At 63.4% G+C, this 15,217-nt stretch carries 13 protein-coding genes; 6 read left to right on the top strand and 7 right to left on the bottom strand.

The window, feature by feature from the left end; all coding sequences use genetic code 11:
- The first annotated feature begins 48 nt into the window (after positions 1-48).
- The 4 genes from AC0L2L_RS07730 to AC0L2L_RS07715 all read left to right on the top strand — a co-directional run bounded on the left by AC0L2L_RS07730 (position 49) and on the right by AC0L2L_RS07715 (position 4,081).
- Positions 49-780, top strand: coding sequence for a dienelactone hydrolase family protein (locus tag AC0L2L_RS07730; protein WP_473577296.1), 732 nt, complete (start codon positions 49-51; stop codon positions 778-780).
- A gap of 169 nt (positions 781-949) precedes the next feature.
- Positions 950-1,510, top strand: coding sequence for an RNA polymerase sigma factor (locus AC0L2L_RS07725; protein WP_473577294.1), 561 nt, complete (start codon positions 950-952; stop codon positions 1,508-1,510).
- Between the two features lie 2 nt (positions 1,511-1,512).
- Positions 1,513-3,663 (top strand): vWA domain-containing protein, encoded by a 2,151-nt coding sequence (locus AC0L2L_RS07720; protein WP_473577292.1) that lies wholly within the window; start codon positions 1,513-1,515, stop codon positions 3,661-3,663.
- 139 nt (positions 3,664-3,802) lie between these two features.
- The gene (locus tag AC0L2L_RS07715; RefSeq protein WP_473577289.1) at positions 3,803-4,081 is read left to right on the top strand and encodes a hypothetical protein; all 279 of its coding nucleotides are present in this window, start codon (positions 3,803-3,805) and stop codon (positions 4,079-4,081) included.
- A 27-nt stretch (positions 4,082-4,108) separates the two neighbouring features.
- Here AC0L2L_RS07715 and bmt read toward each other — a convergent pair whose 3' ends face one another.
- The 3 genes from bmt to AC0L2L_RS07700 form a co-directional block, all read right to left on the bottom strand.
- Entirely contained in the window at positions 4,109-5,131 is a 1,023-nt protein-coding gene (gene bmt / locus AC0L2L_RS07710; protein ID WP_473577286.1) for a betaine--homocysteine S-methyltransferase, read from the bottom strand.
- A 113-nt stretch (positions 5,132-5,244) separates the two neighbouring features.
- Positions 5,245-5,847, bottom strand: a complete 603-nt coding sequence (locus tag AC0L2L_RS07705) for a DUF1989 domain-containing protein (RefSeq protein ID WP_473577284.1) — start codon at positions 5,845-5,847, stop codon at positions 5,245-5,247.
- A gap of 70 nt (positions 5,848-5,917) precedes the next feature.
- A complete protein-coding gene (locus tag AC0L2L_RS07700; protein ID WP_473577282.1) occupies positions 5,918-6,775 on the bottom strand; it encodes a helix-turn-helix domain-containing protein in 858 nt (285 codons plus the stop codon).
- 228 nt (positions 6,776-7,003) lie between these two features.
- Between AC0L2L_RS07700 and AC0L2L_RS07695 the strand changes: the two genes are divergently transcribed.
- A complete protein-coding gene (locus AC0L2L_RS07695) occupies positions 7,004-8,014 on the top strand; it encodes a fatty acid desaturase (protein WP_473577280.1) in 1,011 nt (336 codons plus the stop codon).
- Positions 8,015-8,089: 75 nt separating this feature from the next.
- Complete coding sequence (locus AC0L2L_RS07690; RefSeq protein ID WP_473577279.1) at positions 8,090-8,932, top strand: phosphate/phosphite/phosphonate ABC transporter substrate-binding protein; 843 nt, start codon at positions 8,090-8,092, stop codon at positions 8,930-8,932.
- Here the strand turns inward: AC0L2L_RS07690 and AC0L2L_RS07685 are convergent.
- From AC0L2L_RS07685 to AC0L2L_RS07670, 4 genes are all read right to left on the bottom strand, one after another.
- Positions 8,897-10,240 carry a M24 family metallopeptidase gene (locus tag AC0L2L_RS07685; protein WP_473577277.1) on the bottom strand — a complete coding sequence of 448 codons (1,344 nt, stop codon included), beginning with the start codon at positions 10,238-10,240 and terminating at the stop codon, positions 8,897-8,899. The two genes, AC0L2L_RS07690 and AC0L2L_RS07685, sit on opposite strands and share 36 nt — an antisense overlap.
- A 16-nt stretch (positions 10,241-10,256) precedes the next feature.
- Positions 10,257-11,657, bottom strand: a complete 1,401-nt coding sequence (locus AC0L2L_RS07680; protein WP_473577275.1) for an ArnT family glycosyltransferase — start codon at positions 11,655-11,657, stop codon at positions 10,257-10,259.
- 292 nt (positions 11,658-11,949) lie between these two features.
- Positions 11,950-14,532 carry a GcvT family protein gene (locus AC0L2L_RS07675; RefSeq protein ID WP_473577273.1) on the bottom strand — a complete coding sequence of 861 codons (2,583 nt, stop codon included), beginning with the start codon at positions 14,530-14,532 and terminating at the stop codon, positions 11,950-11,952.
- A 31-nt stretch (positions 14,533-14,563) separates the two neighbouring features.
- The gene (locus AC0L2L_RS07670; RefSeq protein WP_473577272.1) at positions 14,564-15,028 is read right to left on the bottom strand and encodes an endonuclease domain-containing protein; all 465 of its coding nucleotides are present in this window, start codon (positions 15,026-15,028) and stop codon (positions 14,564-14,566) included.
- Positions 15,029-15,217: the final 189 nt, after the last annotated feature.

Below are 15,217 nucleotides of genomic sequence, written 5' to 3'. Positions count from 1 at the left end.
GAACGGCGCGTGCCGATATCTAACGCGCGACAGGCAACGGAGCGCATCATGACCGGAAAGCAGATCGAGATCGCAACCAGTGACGGCAAGGCAAGGGCGGGACTTTTCCGACCGTCCACCTTGGCCAAGGCCGGCGTGATCCTCTACATGGACGCCTTCGGGCCACGCCCGGTGCTGGACGAGATGGCCGAGCGGCTCGCCGGGCACGGCTATGCCGTGTTGGTGCCGGATCTCTTTTACCGCAACGCCCCCTACGGACCTTTCGACGCCAAGACCGCCTTCACAGTGGAGGAAACCAAAACCAAACTGATGGCGCTGATCACCGGCACGACGCAGGAGATGAGTATTCGCGACAGTGAAGCCTTTCTCGATGCGCTTACAGCCGAAGGCATTGACGGACCGATCGGCGTCGTCGGCTATTGCATGGGCGGGGCGCGGGCGCTCAATGCAGCCGCGACCTATCCCGACCGCATCGCTGCCGCGGCGAGCTTCCATGGCGGCAATCTCGCCAGCGATGCCGCCGACAGTCCGCTTCGCAAGGCTGCCTCGATCAAGGCGCGCGTCTATGTCGGCGTTGCCGGCGTCGACCGCAGTTTCCCGCCGGAACAGTCGGCGCGGCTGGCGGAGGCCCTGCGCGTTGCCGAGGTCGACCACACGATCGAGAACTATGTCGGCGTCGGCCATGGCTGGTGCATCAAGGACCACAGCGTCTATGACGAAGGCGGCGCCGAGCGCCACTGGAAGCGGCTGACGACGTTTTTCGGCGAAACACTCGGATAGGTTTTCGCTCCCCGATTGCGGGGTTAGCGCGGGCTTTCAAATGTCCGCGCTGCCCCTCATCCGCCCTTCGGGCACCTTCTCCCCGTGAACGGGGAGAAGGAAATGTTTGTAAAAAAATCTTTGCATCGCCCCAAGGATTGGCCATTAGCCTTCGTCCAACAGGCAAATGATGGCGATGATGCTGGACGACAGCGAAGCTTCCGATGCCGAATTGATCGGGCGGGCGAGGGGCGGAGACAGGGGGGCTTTCGGCACATTGCTCGAAAGGCACTATGGCTTCGTCTATCGCGCCGCCTATCGCTGGTGCGGCCGTAAGGCCGATGCCGAGGACATCGCCCAGGACGTCTGCGTGCGGCTTGGCGGCGCGATCCGCGACTATCAGGGCAACGGCGCGTTCACGACATGGCTCTACGCCATGACGCTGAACGCGGCGCGCGACATGATGCGCAAGCGCGCCCGCGACACCGCCAAGACCGATGCCTACGGCGCCTATGCGTCGATCGGGGGCGAGGCGCCGCTGGAGGCCGACGATCCGGCCGAGGCGATGTGGGTGGCGGTGCGGATGCTGCCCGACAAGCAGCGCGACGCGGTGCTGCTCGTCTATGGCGAAGGTCTCAACCACGCGGCTGCGGCGGAGGTAATGGCGATCTCGGAAACGACGGTTTCCTGGCACATCCATGAAGCGAAGAAACGGCTGAAGCTGCTTATGCGTTCAGCCGGGGAAGTGTGACCATGGTCGACGACAACGAACTCGAAAGGCTGCGCGACATCGCGGTACCGGCACCGGACGGCGAGGCGAAGGCGCGCGCGTTCGCCGCGGCAATGCAGGCCTTCGACCTCGATGAAAATATTTCGGCTGTCCCCCAAGGAACGTCTGCAGGCCTTCGTCTCACGGAGCGAGCAAGAAAGCTCTGGAGAGAAATCATGCAACGGAAACTCATTGCCACGCCGGCCATCACCGCGCTGGTTGCGCTGCCTATCGCCGGCTACGCCGCCTTTGAGATGTTGAAGGAGCCGCCGCCCGTTATTGGTGCCAACGGCAAGATCACCCAAACCGTCGCCGACAAACCGGCGGCGCAAAAGCCTGCGCCGGAACAACCGGCGATCAACGAGCCGCTGGCGCCGGCGCCAGCCAAGGAGAAGAAGACCGACGCAGACGGCGAGAGGCGGGTCGAAGACGAAGCGCAGGTTGCGCCGGCATCGCCTCCGAGTTCTGAATCGAGCTCCTCCGACGGCCAGTTGAAAGACTACGCCAAGCAGGAGACGGCGCCCGAAGCGTTGTCGGCGCCGCCACCGGCACCCGCCGAGGTCGGCCAACTCGCTGCCGGCGGACGCGCGAACGCCCAGGCGCCGGCGAACACCATGCAGTCTGCCCAGGTGCCGGCTGGCGCCGTCGCCGATTCCAAGCTGATGGCTTCGCCCATGCCGGCCGACCAGTTGCAGCCGCAGGAGGAGAACCACGACCGCATCGAGACCTTCAAGACCAATCCGGTGCATGAGACCGCCCAGGATCCTGTCTCGACCTTCTCGATCGATGTCGACACGGCCTCCTATTCCTTCGTGCGCCGCTCGCTGAAGGGAGGCACTCTGCCTGAGGCCGACACGGTCCGCGTCGAGGAGATGATCAATTACTTCCCCTATGACTGGAAGGGACCGGACTCGGCCTCCACGCCGTTCAACTCGACCGTCACCGTCATGCCGACGCCTTGGAACGAGCACACCAAGCTGATGCATGTCGCGATCAAGGGTTTCGATGTGAAGCCGGCCGAGCAGCCCAGGGCCAACCTGGTCTTCCTGATCGACGTCTCGGGCTCGATGGACGAGCCGGACAAGCTGCCGCTGCTGAAATCCGCCTTCCGGCTGCTGGTCAGCAAGCTGAAGGCCGACGACACTGTCTCGATCGTCACCTACGCAGGCAATGCCGGCACGGTGCTGATGCCGACCAAGGCGGTGGAAAAGCAGAAGATCCTCGCCGCCATCGACAATTTGTCGCCGGGCGGCTCGACGGCAGGCGAGGAAGGTATCCGCGAAGCCTACAAGCTTGCGCAGCAATCCTTCGTCAAGGACGGCGTCAACCGGGTGATGCTCGCCACCGACGGCGACTTCAACGTCGGCCAGACCGATGACGACGACCTCAAGCGGCTGATCGAAAGCGAGCGCAAGACCGGCGTCTTCCTGTCGGTGTTCGGCTTCGGCCGCGGCAACCTGAACGACCAGATGATGCAGACCATCGCCCAGAACGGCAATGGCACGGCGGCCTATATCGACACGCTTGCCGAAGCCGAGAAGGTTCTGATCGAGGATGCCTCCTCGACGCTGTTCACCATTGCCAAGGACGTCAAGATCCAGGTCGAGTTCAATCCGGCCAAGGTCTCGGAATACCGGCTTGTCGGCTACGAGACGCGCGCCTTGAAGCGCGAGGATTTCAACAACGACCGCGTCGATGCCGGCGATATCGGTTCGGGCCATTCGGTGACGGCGGTCTATGAGATCACGCCGAAAGGCAGCGGCGGTGAGCAGGTCGATCCGCTGCGCTACGGCCAGGCCAAGGTCGACAATGGCGGCGTTGCGAATGCCGACGAATATGCCTTCGTCAAGATCCGCTACAAGCTGCCGAACGAGAATGTCTCGAAGCTGATCACAACGCCGGTGACGGTCGCCAACGAGGTGTCGTCCTTCGACGCGGCCGGCGCCGACCAGCGTTTCTCGGTCGCCGTCGCTGCGTTCGGGCAGAAGCTGCGCGATGAGGATCAGACGGCGAATTTCGGCTACGACCGGATCGCCGAAATCGCCAACGCCGCGCGCGGCGCCGATCCGTTCGGCTACAGGGCGGAGTTCGTGTCGCTGGTGCGACTGGCCTCATCGCTGGACGGCGACAAGTAGACGTTGTGAATTGAACGAAGGGCCGGTGGGATAAATCCCGCCGGCCTTTTTGCGATCGTTAAATTGCGTGGCTTTTCCGGAACCCCATCGCAATGACCCCCTGTTAGTCAATGCTGATAGAGGGGTTGAGGGAATAGCAGTGCATATCACGACGACCGGGAACGCCCATTCGACGGCGACGAGCGCGCCGCTCCAGCGAGAGGCCGCTCCGTCGGCTGAATCCACACGCATCAGAAATAATGTCGACGCGGCCCGCAACACGGCGCTTTCGGCACTCAACAACGACCGCTTCCGTTCGATGCTGGAGCAGATCAGCGATCCGCGTTCCTCGGGCACTTTGATGACGATGAGCGCCGAGGGCGGCGCCGGCACCGATCTCAACACCGCGCTTTCGAGCTACGCCGAAAACAGCAAATAAGCGGGCCTGTCTGGAAAACCTAACTGGTCAGGCGCGGCTGCGCCTGCGTTCGCGGCGGCCTTCGCTGGTTTCGGCAGTGTTTGCCGTCGCCACCTTGTTGCGCATCGGTCCGATACGCTCGACGATCGTCCCGATGGTCGGCCGCTCCGCCTTGGTGTGCGCGTCGAGCGCCTTGCGCATGGCGGCTAGGTGGGCGAACGAGGTGCCGCAGCAGCCGCCGACGATCTTTGCGCCGCCGTCGACAGCCAGCCGGACGTAGTCGGCCATCAGCTCCGGTGTGCCGGAATAGTGAATCTCGGCGCCGCGGAATTCCGGAATGCCGCAATTGCCCTTGACGATCACGGTCGCCTCCGGCTTCGCCTCGGTCATGTCGAGGAGCGAGGCGAGGATATCGGAAGCGCCGACGCCGCAATTGGCGCCGACACCGAGCGGCGCCTGCGACAGCCCGTCGGCGACGGCGTGGATGTCCTTCGGCAGCAGACCCATCATGGTGCGGCCGGCCGTGTCGAAGGAACCCGTGTAGGTGTAGGGCAGGCCGACGCGGATAGCGGCTTGCGCCGCGGCGCGGATCTCGTCGGGCGCCGACATGGTTTCGATCCAGGCGACTTCGGCGCCGCCGGCCTTCAGGCCCTCGATCTGCTCGGCGAAGGCATCGACCGCGTCGTCATAGGTCATGGCGCCGAGCGGCACCAGCAGCTCGCCGGTCGGACCGACCGAGCCGGCGACGATTACCTTGCGGCCGGCCTTGTCGGCGACGGAACGGGCAATCTCGGCGGCGCGCTTGTTAAGCGCGTGGACGCGATCCTGCGCGTGATGCAGCTTGAGCCGGTGGCGAGTGCCGCCGAAGGAATTGGTGAGGATGATATCGGCGCCGGCGTCGACGAAATTTTGATGCAGGCTGACAATGGTCTCGGGCGAAGTCTCATTAAGCAGTTCGGGGGCTTCGCCGGCCTCGAGACCCATCGCGAACAGATTGGTGCCGGTGGCGCCGTCGGCCAGAAGCACGCCCTTTTCGGCCAGCAGTGCGTCGATGGGATTGGTCACGGTCATAGCCTGAATTTCCTGCCTCGAATGGCTTTCGTGTTCCGAATTCAAATAACGATATAAAGAAGTCTTTATGTCTAGTCAATGAATTTGCCGCCTCAAATAACGGTCTCTCGCCTCTATGGTCCGGGAGTGATCTCGACCTCGATCTCGGTGCAAACGTCACCATTGGTCGGATGGTGATCGACCGAGCAGGCGGTGACGACAAGCAAAAGGTCCTGTTCGGCGCGCAACGTCACGGAGCCGCCCGGTGGATTGACCGAGGCCTCGACGACCAAAGTTCCGTCGGGCTGCGGCAAGGAGTTCTGGAACAGGTCGACCGGATCGGGCGCGAAGGGGAGTTCGATGCCTTCGGAGCCGAGCGACTTCATCAGATTGTCGCGGCAGTTCGGGTGGTTCGGCAGGCCGGCCCGCTCGTAGAGCGCGCTGTCGCAGGCCGGGTAGAGCATGTCGTGCGGCCCGGGCGAAGCGTCCTCGACCAGCGTCAGCATGATCTTGCCGGCGGCGCTGTAGAAATGGTCGCCAGGTTTCGGAAACAGCCGCTCGGTAATGTCGCGGGTCTGCGACGTGCTCAGCCAGTCGAGCCTGCCCTCGGTCGAGAAGGCCCAGAGGTCGGAGACCTGCTGGCCCCTGGGATCGATGATGCGGATCAGATCGCCGCGCTTGACGCGCACGGCACGGCCTGACTGGGGAGGAACAACGACGTGACGCGGTTCTTGCATGGGTTTCCCTGAAACGATGAGCGGCGGCCAGGACTGTCGCCGACCGTCAAGATGATATCGATGCGTGCGATCAGACAGAGCCTGACGGGAAGGACATTGCGGCCAGTTTCTGCGCGAAACTCGCCGCTTCGTGCGCGTTGATGTCGGCGGCCCGGATCAGATTGTCGAAATGGCTGGTCAGGGTGCGGATCGGCTGGGTCGCGTTCAACACGAGATACATGTCTCCGACATAGATCGCTGCCCGGTAGGGGCCGAAGATCGTGTATGGGATCGAATAGCGCATGCGTCCATCATAGAGAAACAGGCGGAAGGTCGGGTAAAGGTCGTCGAGGAGCGCTGCCATGTGCAGCAGTTGCTCACGGCGGTCGGCTTCGGGGAAACGATCCCAGACGCCGAGACCGCGCGCAAAGATCTCCAGGGTGTGGCGCGGCATGCAGACCTCCATGTCGGTCTCCGGCCGGCGGTTGTAATCGATACGGTACTGCGTTTCGCCGGCCTGCGCCTCGCGGCTCTTGTTGGTGATGCCGGCCTCGTATTCGACCAGCGCCTTGGTGCGCAAAAGGTCGGGAATACCGGCCGGCACATAGCGGATCTTCGTGCCCGCCGCCTCCGCATGCCATTTGGCGAGCAGCGTGCGGTCAAAACCGTCGGGCGCTTCCTCGATCTCCAGGCTCTCTCTTATTTCGCCGGTGACGCCCTCGTCCTGGGACAGGCCGAGCAGCCAGTCGAGCGACACCTTGAACTCGGCCGCGATGTTGAGAAGCGTCTCGGCACGGGGCAGGCGGGTCGAGGCGCCCGACAGCAGCTGCGACAGCGCCGAACGGTCGATGCCGACGGCCGTTGAGAAGGCGGACTGGTTCAAGTCGGACCGTGTCAAGAGCAATTTCAGCCGCTCCCGGAAAAGGGTCGACAGATCGCGCTTATCCATGACGCTGCTCCTGCTTTGGAGAGGAAAAATTTGCGCCGGAGCTGGCCTGAACGTGGCTCAAGCGGAAATGAATCCCCATGTTTGTTTACAATGTATAACATATGCGGCGATAAATGCGCATTCGCAACAGTTTGTGCGCTTTGTCGCGTTGCGACAACGCCAGGCTCCTGACACAATGTTGTCAGGAATCAAAGTGGTTCCGGCGACTGGAAGGCAGTGGTCGATAGCATGACGAGCATGAACAAGAGACGTAGCAGCGCACCGTCGGTCGAATGGCCGACAGTCTTCCTCACCCTCTTCTGCTACGCTGCCTGGCTCGCCACCGGCCTCCTGCTCTGGCCATCCTATCCGCTTCTCGCCCTCATCCTTCTGGCCTTGATCGCGGCACTGCAATCCTCGTTGATGCACGAGGTGCTGCATGGTCATCCGACCCGCAACGCCAGGGTCAATGAAGCCTTCGTCTTCCTGCCGATCGGCATGGTCTGGCCGTTCCGTCGCTTCAAGACGATCCATCTTCGCCATCATGCCGACGAGCGGCTGACCGACCCGCTCGACGATCCGGAAAGCTATTACCAGGCGCTCTGGATGCATGAGGAACTGCCGCCGGCGATGAAGTTCCTGCTCAAAGTCAACAATACCATGATCGGCCGCCTCATTCTCGGCCCGTGGCTGTCCTCGATCGGCTTCTTCATCGACGATGCCAAGCAGATCGCCGCCGGCGACAAGGCGATCCGCAAGGCGTGGCTGCTGCACGCCATCGGCCTTGCCGTGGTGGTGCCGGTCGTGACCTTCGGCTTCGGCATTCCGCTCTGGCTCTATATCCTGGTGCCGGTATGGCTCGGCCAGTCGCTGATCTCGATCCGCACCTATGCCGAGCATCAGTGGTCGGAACACCCGGAAGGGCGCACGGTGATCGTCGAGCGCTCGCCGCTCTCCTTCCTGTTCCTCAACAACAACCTGCATTTCGTCCATCACAAGAGCCCGACGATTGCCTGGTACAGATTGCCGAAGCTGTTTCGCGAGCGTCGCGAGGAATGGCTGCGCATGAACAACGGCTATGCCTATCCGAACTATTTTGCGATGCTGAAAGCCCACGCCTTCAAGGCCAAGGAGCCGATCGTCCATCCGGTGCTGCGACGCGCGCCGGAACCTGGCCGCGCCTTCAAGCCGCGTGTCCGCGCGCGCAATGTCAGTGGGTTGGGAACCGCTCCGGTGCCGGCTGAGCCGCCGAAGGAGTAAGTTCGACTTTCCGCGACTGCTTTTTCGCCGCGGGACGCGGGCGCCGATGGCCGCCTGTTTTGAAAGCTATTCGTCATGAGCAAGTTCGTTGCGGCGTTGCCGATGTATGACTGGCCCGAGATGCGCGGCGAGGTCGACGCGCAATGGGCGCGGCTCCGCGACGCCTTCCGGCAGAGAGGCGTTGACGCGCCGGAAGCGATGGCGCGCAGCAATCGCGACTTGCCGCCGGTGCCTGGCGGCATCCGCGACGGCGCCGGCGAGGTTATCGCGCCCGATCCGGCAACGTTGCCCCCGGACGAACTCGACTTTCACGAGCTTTGGCTGAGCCCGGCGCTGCTCTTCGGGCAGACCTGCTGGGGACCGATGGAGGTCTGGCTGTCCAGGCATGTTCAGGTGATTGGCCAGCCGAGCTATGACGCGTTCGAAGGCGGGCGGGGCGAACGCTATTCCAGCGCGATCGTCATGCGGGCGGATGGCGGGCCGCATGTCGCATCGCCGGAAGACGGCAGCCCCTCGATCCCGCTCGATCTGATCCGCGGCAAGCGCTTCGCCTTCAACAATCCGGATTCCATGTCAGGCTTGCTCGGGCTGAAACACGATCTGGAAGCAATGGGCAAAAGCCTCGATACCTTCGCGGCGCACTTCGAAACCGGCGGGCATCGCGCCTCGATCGTCGCGATTGCCGAGGGCAGGGCCGATGTAGCGGCGATCGATTGCGAAAGCTGGGCGTTGGCGCAGCGTTTCGAGCCGGCGTCGAAAGGCGTGAAGGTGGTCGGCTGGACGGCACGGCGCAAGGGCTTGCCCTATATCACCGCCAGGACGACGCCGGGAAAAATCATTGCCGCGATGCGCGAGGCCGTCGCGTCGGTCGAAGGCGGCGCATCAGAGCAGCCGCCGCCCGTCCAGCGGGTAGGTTGAGAGCTTCTCGTTGCCGGTCTCGGTTATCAGGATCTGCTCCTCGATCTTGACGCCTTCGTGCCCGCCAAGCCGGCCGATATAGCTTTCGACGCAAAGCACCATGCCGGGTTCGAGAACGCCGTCGGGTGTGTCGGCGGTCCAGTCGCTGGCATGCGGCAGCGTCGGATATTCGTCCGCCAGGCCGACGCCGTGATAGAGCACGCCGTAGCGCGCCGGATAGCAGTCGCCCGGCGGCACCGCCGAGCGATCGACGAGGTCGCGGAAGGAGACACCCGGCCGCATCAGACCCGTGTTGTGGGCGATCTGGTCGGCGGCGATGCGGAACAGGTCGCGCTGCTCGTTCGACGGCTTTCTGTCGCCGCAAAGCCAGGTCCGCGACAGGTCGGCGCAGAAGCCGTACGGGCCGATGAGATCGGTGTCGAAGGCGACGAGATCGCCATTCTCGACAACGCGCGACGAGCATTCCTGGAACCAGGGATTGGTGCGTGGTCCCGAGGACAAAAGACGCGTCTCGATCCACTCGCCGCCGCGCGCGATGTTGCCGCGATGCAGTTCGGCCCACAATTCGTTCTCGGAAATGCCAGGCTTCAGCGCCGCTTCCATCTCGCCCATCGCCGCCTCGCAGGCGACGATCGAACGGCGCATGGCGAGGATCTCGTGCGGCGATTTGATGAGGCGCGCATTTTCCATCACCGTCTCGCCATTGCCGACGGAAATGCCGCGGCGGGCGAGATCCTCGACGCCCTCCGGATTGATGTGGTCGACAGCGATGCGGCGGTTGCCGCCGCCATGTTCGGCCAAGAGCTCGGCGATGCCGGTTCCCCAGCGGCGGACCCTCTCATCGGTCAGCTCGCCGCTGTAGAGGTACATCCATGACACCGCCGGCCGCACCTCGTCGACGATGCCCGAATGGTCGGACAGATGCTCGCAGGAAAAATAGTCGAACAGCACCACCGGCCCCTCGGTGGCGACGAAACAGTGGCGCGTCGGGTTGTGTGCGACCCAGAGCTGCATGTTGGTCGAGTCCGTCGCGTAGCGGATGTTGACCGGGTCGTAGAGCAGGGCGCCGGCATAGTCGCGGCGCTTCAGTTCGGCGCGAATGCGGTCCAGCCGGTATCTGCGCATGGCGGGCAGATCGGGCGCTGCGACGCCCGCCGCTGCCCATTCCGCTTCGGCTACCGCGCCATAGCCCAGCACATGCTGGTTGAGCGAGGCTGCCTTCTCGCGGGAGGCCCCGCGCAGCGCTTCGACCGAGCCCGGTTCGAAGGGCATGATCTTGCGGTGACGGCCGAAACGTTGCGTATCCATTCGTCCCCCTTGAAGCTTATTGCGCGGTCGTCTTGTGCAGCCTGGTGACCGTGACGTGGCGCGGCGGGAGGCCAAGTGCCTGCGGCACTTCGATAGTGCGGTGGACGGTGTCCATCACGTAGCCGGCCTTGGCTATTTCCAGGAAAACGTCCGAAGAGGATTCCCTGTCGTCGGTCAGGACTAGCACAGCCGGCTCGCGGATCGATTGGGCGAAGTCGGGTATTTCATCGTCGAGCACGATGAGGTCGGCATCGACCAGGCGCAGATTGCCGATCCAGAACCAGCTCGAGACCACCGTGCCGACCGGTCCGTCGGCGGTGATCTGGTCGTAGAGCGACCGGTAGTCCATGCGCACGATGCTGCCGCGGCTGTCGCCGCCCTTCAAGTGCATGTACCAGCTTAGCGGCAGCACCATTATGGCAAGCACGGCACCGACGAAGACAATGGTAGCTTGTGTTTTTCGGCCCCTCTGGCCCATGGCGTCGAAGCGCATCGCGAGGGCCGCGGGCAGAAGGATAAACACGGGAAGCATCCAGCGGTCGCGAAACTGCGTGATGCCGGCTGCCAGCACGACTGTCACCATAACCAAAAGTCCGAAGACAATCGCTCGCCACAACAGCTTTTCCGGCCACCGTACCGGCTGAGGCGGTTGCGTGCGCTTTCCTGCGAGGAAATACGCGATGGCAAGTATCGCGACCGGCAGTCCGGCGAAGTTGCCGATCGCGTTGGCCAATTTCCGGATGCCGAGGAATGCCGTGCTCACAACGCTCCCGCCTTCGGCGACGCCAAGGCCGCCCTGGTGCGCGAGCAGATCGTCCAGGTGCGTGAAACTCCAATAAAGCGTCGGCAGGCAGGCAAGGATCGCTACGGCCACGCTGATGAGGAAGCGGCGGTCGAAGATCGCCTCGCGCGTTTCGCGGACCGAAAGGGCCGCCAGGAACAAGGCGGCAAGGAAGATGACGATGTTGTATTTCGACAGCATCGCGGCCGCGGTCGCCAGGCCGAATAGCGCATAGGCGATGGCAGATCGCCGTTTCTCAACCTCGACCAGCGCCAAAAGCAGCACCGAGGTGAAACAAAATACGGCGACCGAGTGGGTGAGCGCGTGCTGCATTTCCCAGAAGATCTGGGGAAACAGGAGCAGCCCGAACATGCCGGCGGCAGCGGCGCGGTTCGAATAGCCGAGGCGCCGTATGGCGGTGAAATACGCGGCCAGCCCCGCCGCCAGCAGGCCGTATTTGACGATCTTGAGGGCAAGGACGCTGGTTCCGACCAGCGAGGCCGCAAGCATGGCGAGCCATGTGTATAAAGGTGGCTGCGAACTGCCGTAGCCGGCGGCCAGGAAACGCATTTCCATCAGCTGCTCGGAATCGTCGACGCCGACGCCGGTGCCGGCGACGTGGGACAGCAGCGCCATGATCACGATCTGAGCCAGACAATAGAGGAGGACACACGCGACCGCTGCGCTGAATGGACCGACCCGTTCACCGCAGAGCCAATCAGTCCATTTCTCTAGTTGCCGCAAGGGGATCGTCTTCTCATGCTGATGCGCCGGTGGCGGGCTCGACCATGCCATAGCGATCGGCGCAATCCAATGATTCGCCAGAGCGGTTCACCGTTTCGTAGAAACGGCAAACCGCTCTGTCTGTCTGTTTTACGCAATTCCGGGCGGAAAACCGTGTCACACTTTTCCTGGAATTGCTCTCGCGTCAGGTCCGCATCTTCTCGCCGCTCGGATCGAAGGGCGGCTCGACATTGATGCGGGCCGGGCGGCGATGGCCGAGGATCTCGATCTCGAACAGGCCGGCGCTTTCGTCCTCGGCAAGGGCGGCAGGGACATAGCCCTGCGCCATCGACTTTTGCACATAATGCGCGTAGCCGCCCGACGTCACCCAGCCGACGACGCGCCATTCGCCATCGACGATGCCGCGCACGGCGGAGGCGCCTTCTGCGGCCTTGGAGCCACGCACTTCCTTGCCCGCCGTGTCGAAGCGAGGCGCGCCGTAACCGTGCGGCTTCTCAACCGTGCCGTAGTCCTTGCCGACCTTGGCCCAGATCGGCTCATCGCCCATCACGTCGGCATCGGCGGCGTCGACGATGAAGGAGACTCGGCGCAGCTTCGGTCCTTCCGCCTGTTCCTTGGCCGCAGCTTCGCGGCCGATAAAATCGTTCTTCTCGAGCTTGATGAACCGGTCCATCGAGCCTTCGAACGGCCCATAGATCGGGCGCAATTCGCGGAACCAGGTCGGGAAGTTCTTCTCCAGGCGCATCGACAAGAGCGCGCGCATGCCGAAATCGACAATGCCGAATTCCGCGCCGGCTTCCTTGATCGCTTTATAAACCAGGCGTTCATAGGCCGGCGCCATCCAGATTTCGTAGCCGAGGTCGCCGGTATAGGTGATCCGGTTGACCATGCAGGGCGCGCCGCCGACCGCCATCTCGCGGAAATCCATAAAGCGGAAGGCCTTGGTCGAGACGTCGACATCGACGAGCTTCTGTAGCAGGTCGCGCGACTTGGGTCCGGCGATCGACAAGCCCACCAGCGTTTGGTCGAAGCGATGGATGCGCACCTCTGACGCCCTTGGGCCATCCTTCGGCAAATGCTTCTCGAACCAGCGCATATGGTATTTCTGCGCCGCTGAAGAGCCCCAGATCATGAAGCGATCTTCGCCCGACTTGGCGATGGTGAAGTCGCCGATCAGCTTGCCGAACTCGTTGACCATGGGGGTCAGCACGATGCGGCCGACCTTCGGCATGCGGTTGGTCATCAGGCGGTTGAGGAAATCCTCGGCGCCCGGACCGGAAACCTCGTATTTGGCGAAGTTGGCGATCTCGGTGACGCCGACCTTCTCGCGCGTGGCGCGCACTTCCTCGCCGATCGGGCCGAAGTCGTTGGAGCGGTGGAAGGAGACAATGTCCTTCGGCTCGCTGCCCTTCGGCGCGAACCAGAGCGGCGTCTCCAGACCCCACGAGTCGCCCATGACGGCGTTGTTGGCGAGCATGGTGTCGTAGAGCGGTGTCGTCTGCGCCGGACGGGCCGCCGGCAATTCCTCGTTGGGGAAGCGGATCGAGAAGCGGCGCGAATAGTTCTCGCGCACCTTGGCGTTGGTGTAGCGCAGGCTGGCCCATTCGCCGAAGCGGGCGACATCCATGCCCCAGACGTCGAAGCCCGGATCGCCATGCACCATCCAGTTGGAGAGCGCGAGTCCGACGCCGCCGCCCTGGCTGAAGCCGGCCATGACGGCGCAGGCGCACCAGAAATTGGTCAGGCCCTGCACCGGGCCGACCAGCGGGTTGCCGTCGAGCGCGAAGGTGAAGGGGCCGTTGATGATCTGCTTGATGCCGGCCTTCTCGATGCCCGGGAAATGCTTGAAGCCGATCTCCAGCGACGGCGCGATGCGGTCGATGTCGGGCTGCAGCAATTCATGGCCGAAATCCCAGGGCGTGTTGACCGGCGACCACGGCTTGCAAGCCTTTTCGTAAGTGCCGAGCAGGATGCCGTTGCGCTCCTGGCGGGTGTAGATCTCGCCCTTGAAGTCGAGCACGCCGATCATCTCGCGGCCGGTCGACTTGTTGAATTCCTCGACCTCGGGCATCGGCTCGGTGAGCAGGTACATGTGCTCCATGGCCAGCACCGGCAGCTCGACGCCGACCATGCGGCCGATCTCGCGCGCCCACAGGCCGCCGCAGTTGACGACATGCTCGGCGTGGACCGTGCCCTGTTCGGTGACGACGTTCCAGGTGCCGTCCGGCTGCTGCGTCAGGTCGACGACGCGGTTGCGCAGCACGATCTCGGCGCCGAGTTTCTTGGCCGCCTTGGAATAGGCAATGGTCGTGCCCGAAGGGTCGAGATGGCCCTCGACCGGATCCCACATGGCGCCGACGAAATTCTTCTCGTCCATCAGCGGGAACATCGCCTTGGCTTCCGAAGGCGTGATCAACTCGGTGTCCATGCCGAGATAGCGGCCCTTGGCGTGGGCCAGCCGCAGGAAGTCCATGCGCTCGGGCGTATCGGCCATCATCACGCCGCCGGTCAGGTGCAGCGAGCAGGACTGGCCGGAAATCTCCTCGATCTCCTTGTAGAGCTGCACCGTATAGGCCTGCAGCTTGGCGACGTTCGGGTCGCCGTTCAGCGTGTGGAAGCCGCCCGCCGCATGCCAGGACGAACCGGAGGTCAGCTCCGAGCGCTCGATCAGCATGATGTCGGTCCAGCCGGCCTTGGCGAGGTGATAAAGCACCGAGCAGCCGACAACGCCGCCGCCGATGACAACCGCTGTTACGTGAGATTTCATACAGATAGGTCCGTTTTTATAGAGGCTGATTTTAAGAGGCTGAATGGAGTGGACGAGGCGTGAAAACAAAGCGTAGGTCGGACACGGCGATGTTTTCGGCCAGCTTGCCATCAAGCGCGGCAAGGATGGTTTCACAGACGGAGGTGCAGTGTTTCAGGACGTCATGGTTCCAGAAACGCAGGATCGAATAGCCTTGCATGCGCATGAAATCGTCACGGCGGCGGTCGTAGGAGCTGTCGGCGTGTTGTGAGCCGTCAATCTCGACGACCAGCCTTTTTTCGCGGCAGGCGAAGTCTGCAAAAAACGGGCCGATGGAGAATTGGCGCGTAAAGCGATAGCCGCCAAGCTTGCGCGCCTTCAGTTCGAGCCAGAGCGATGCTTCTGCCTGATTGCCGCCTTGCCTGAGTTTTCGGGCCCGCTGGGTCGTACCTGTTTTGCGGCGACTCCGCGTTTCGCGGAGGGCTTCCCCCACTCCGTCGCCGCTTCGCGGCGCCACCTCTCCCCCCTCCGGAGGGAGAGGAAGGGAGCTAGGCGGCATAAGCTCGCGCCTTTCCTCTCCCCCGTCGATCGGGGGAGAGGTGGGGGGGGCGGGGCGGGGGGGGGGGGGGGGGGGGGGGGGGAATTTGGGGGGGGTTGTGGGGGGATTCCTCACACGCAAAAACAACAGGAAAACAAGAGAGCCGCG

The sequence above is a fragment of the Mesorhizobium sp. WSM4832 genome (genome assembly GCF_055811115.1).
This window is presented reverse-complemented; position numbering and strand designations above follow the sequence as displayed.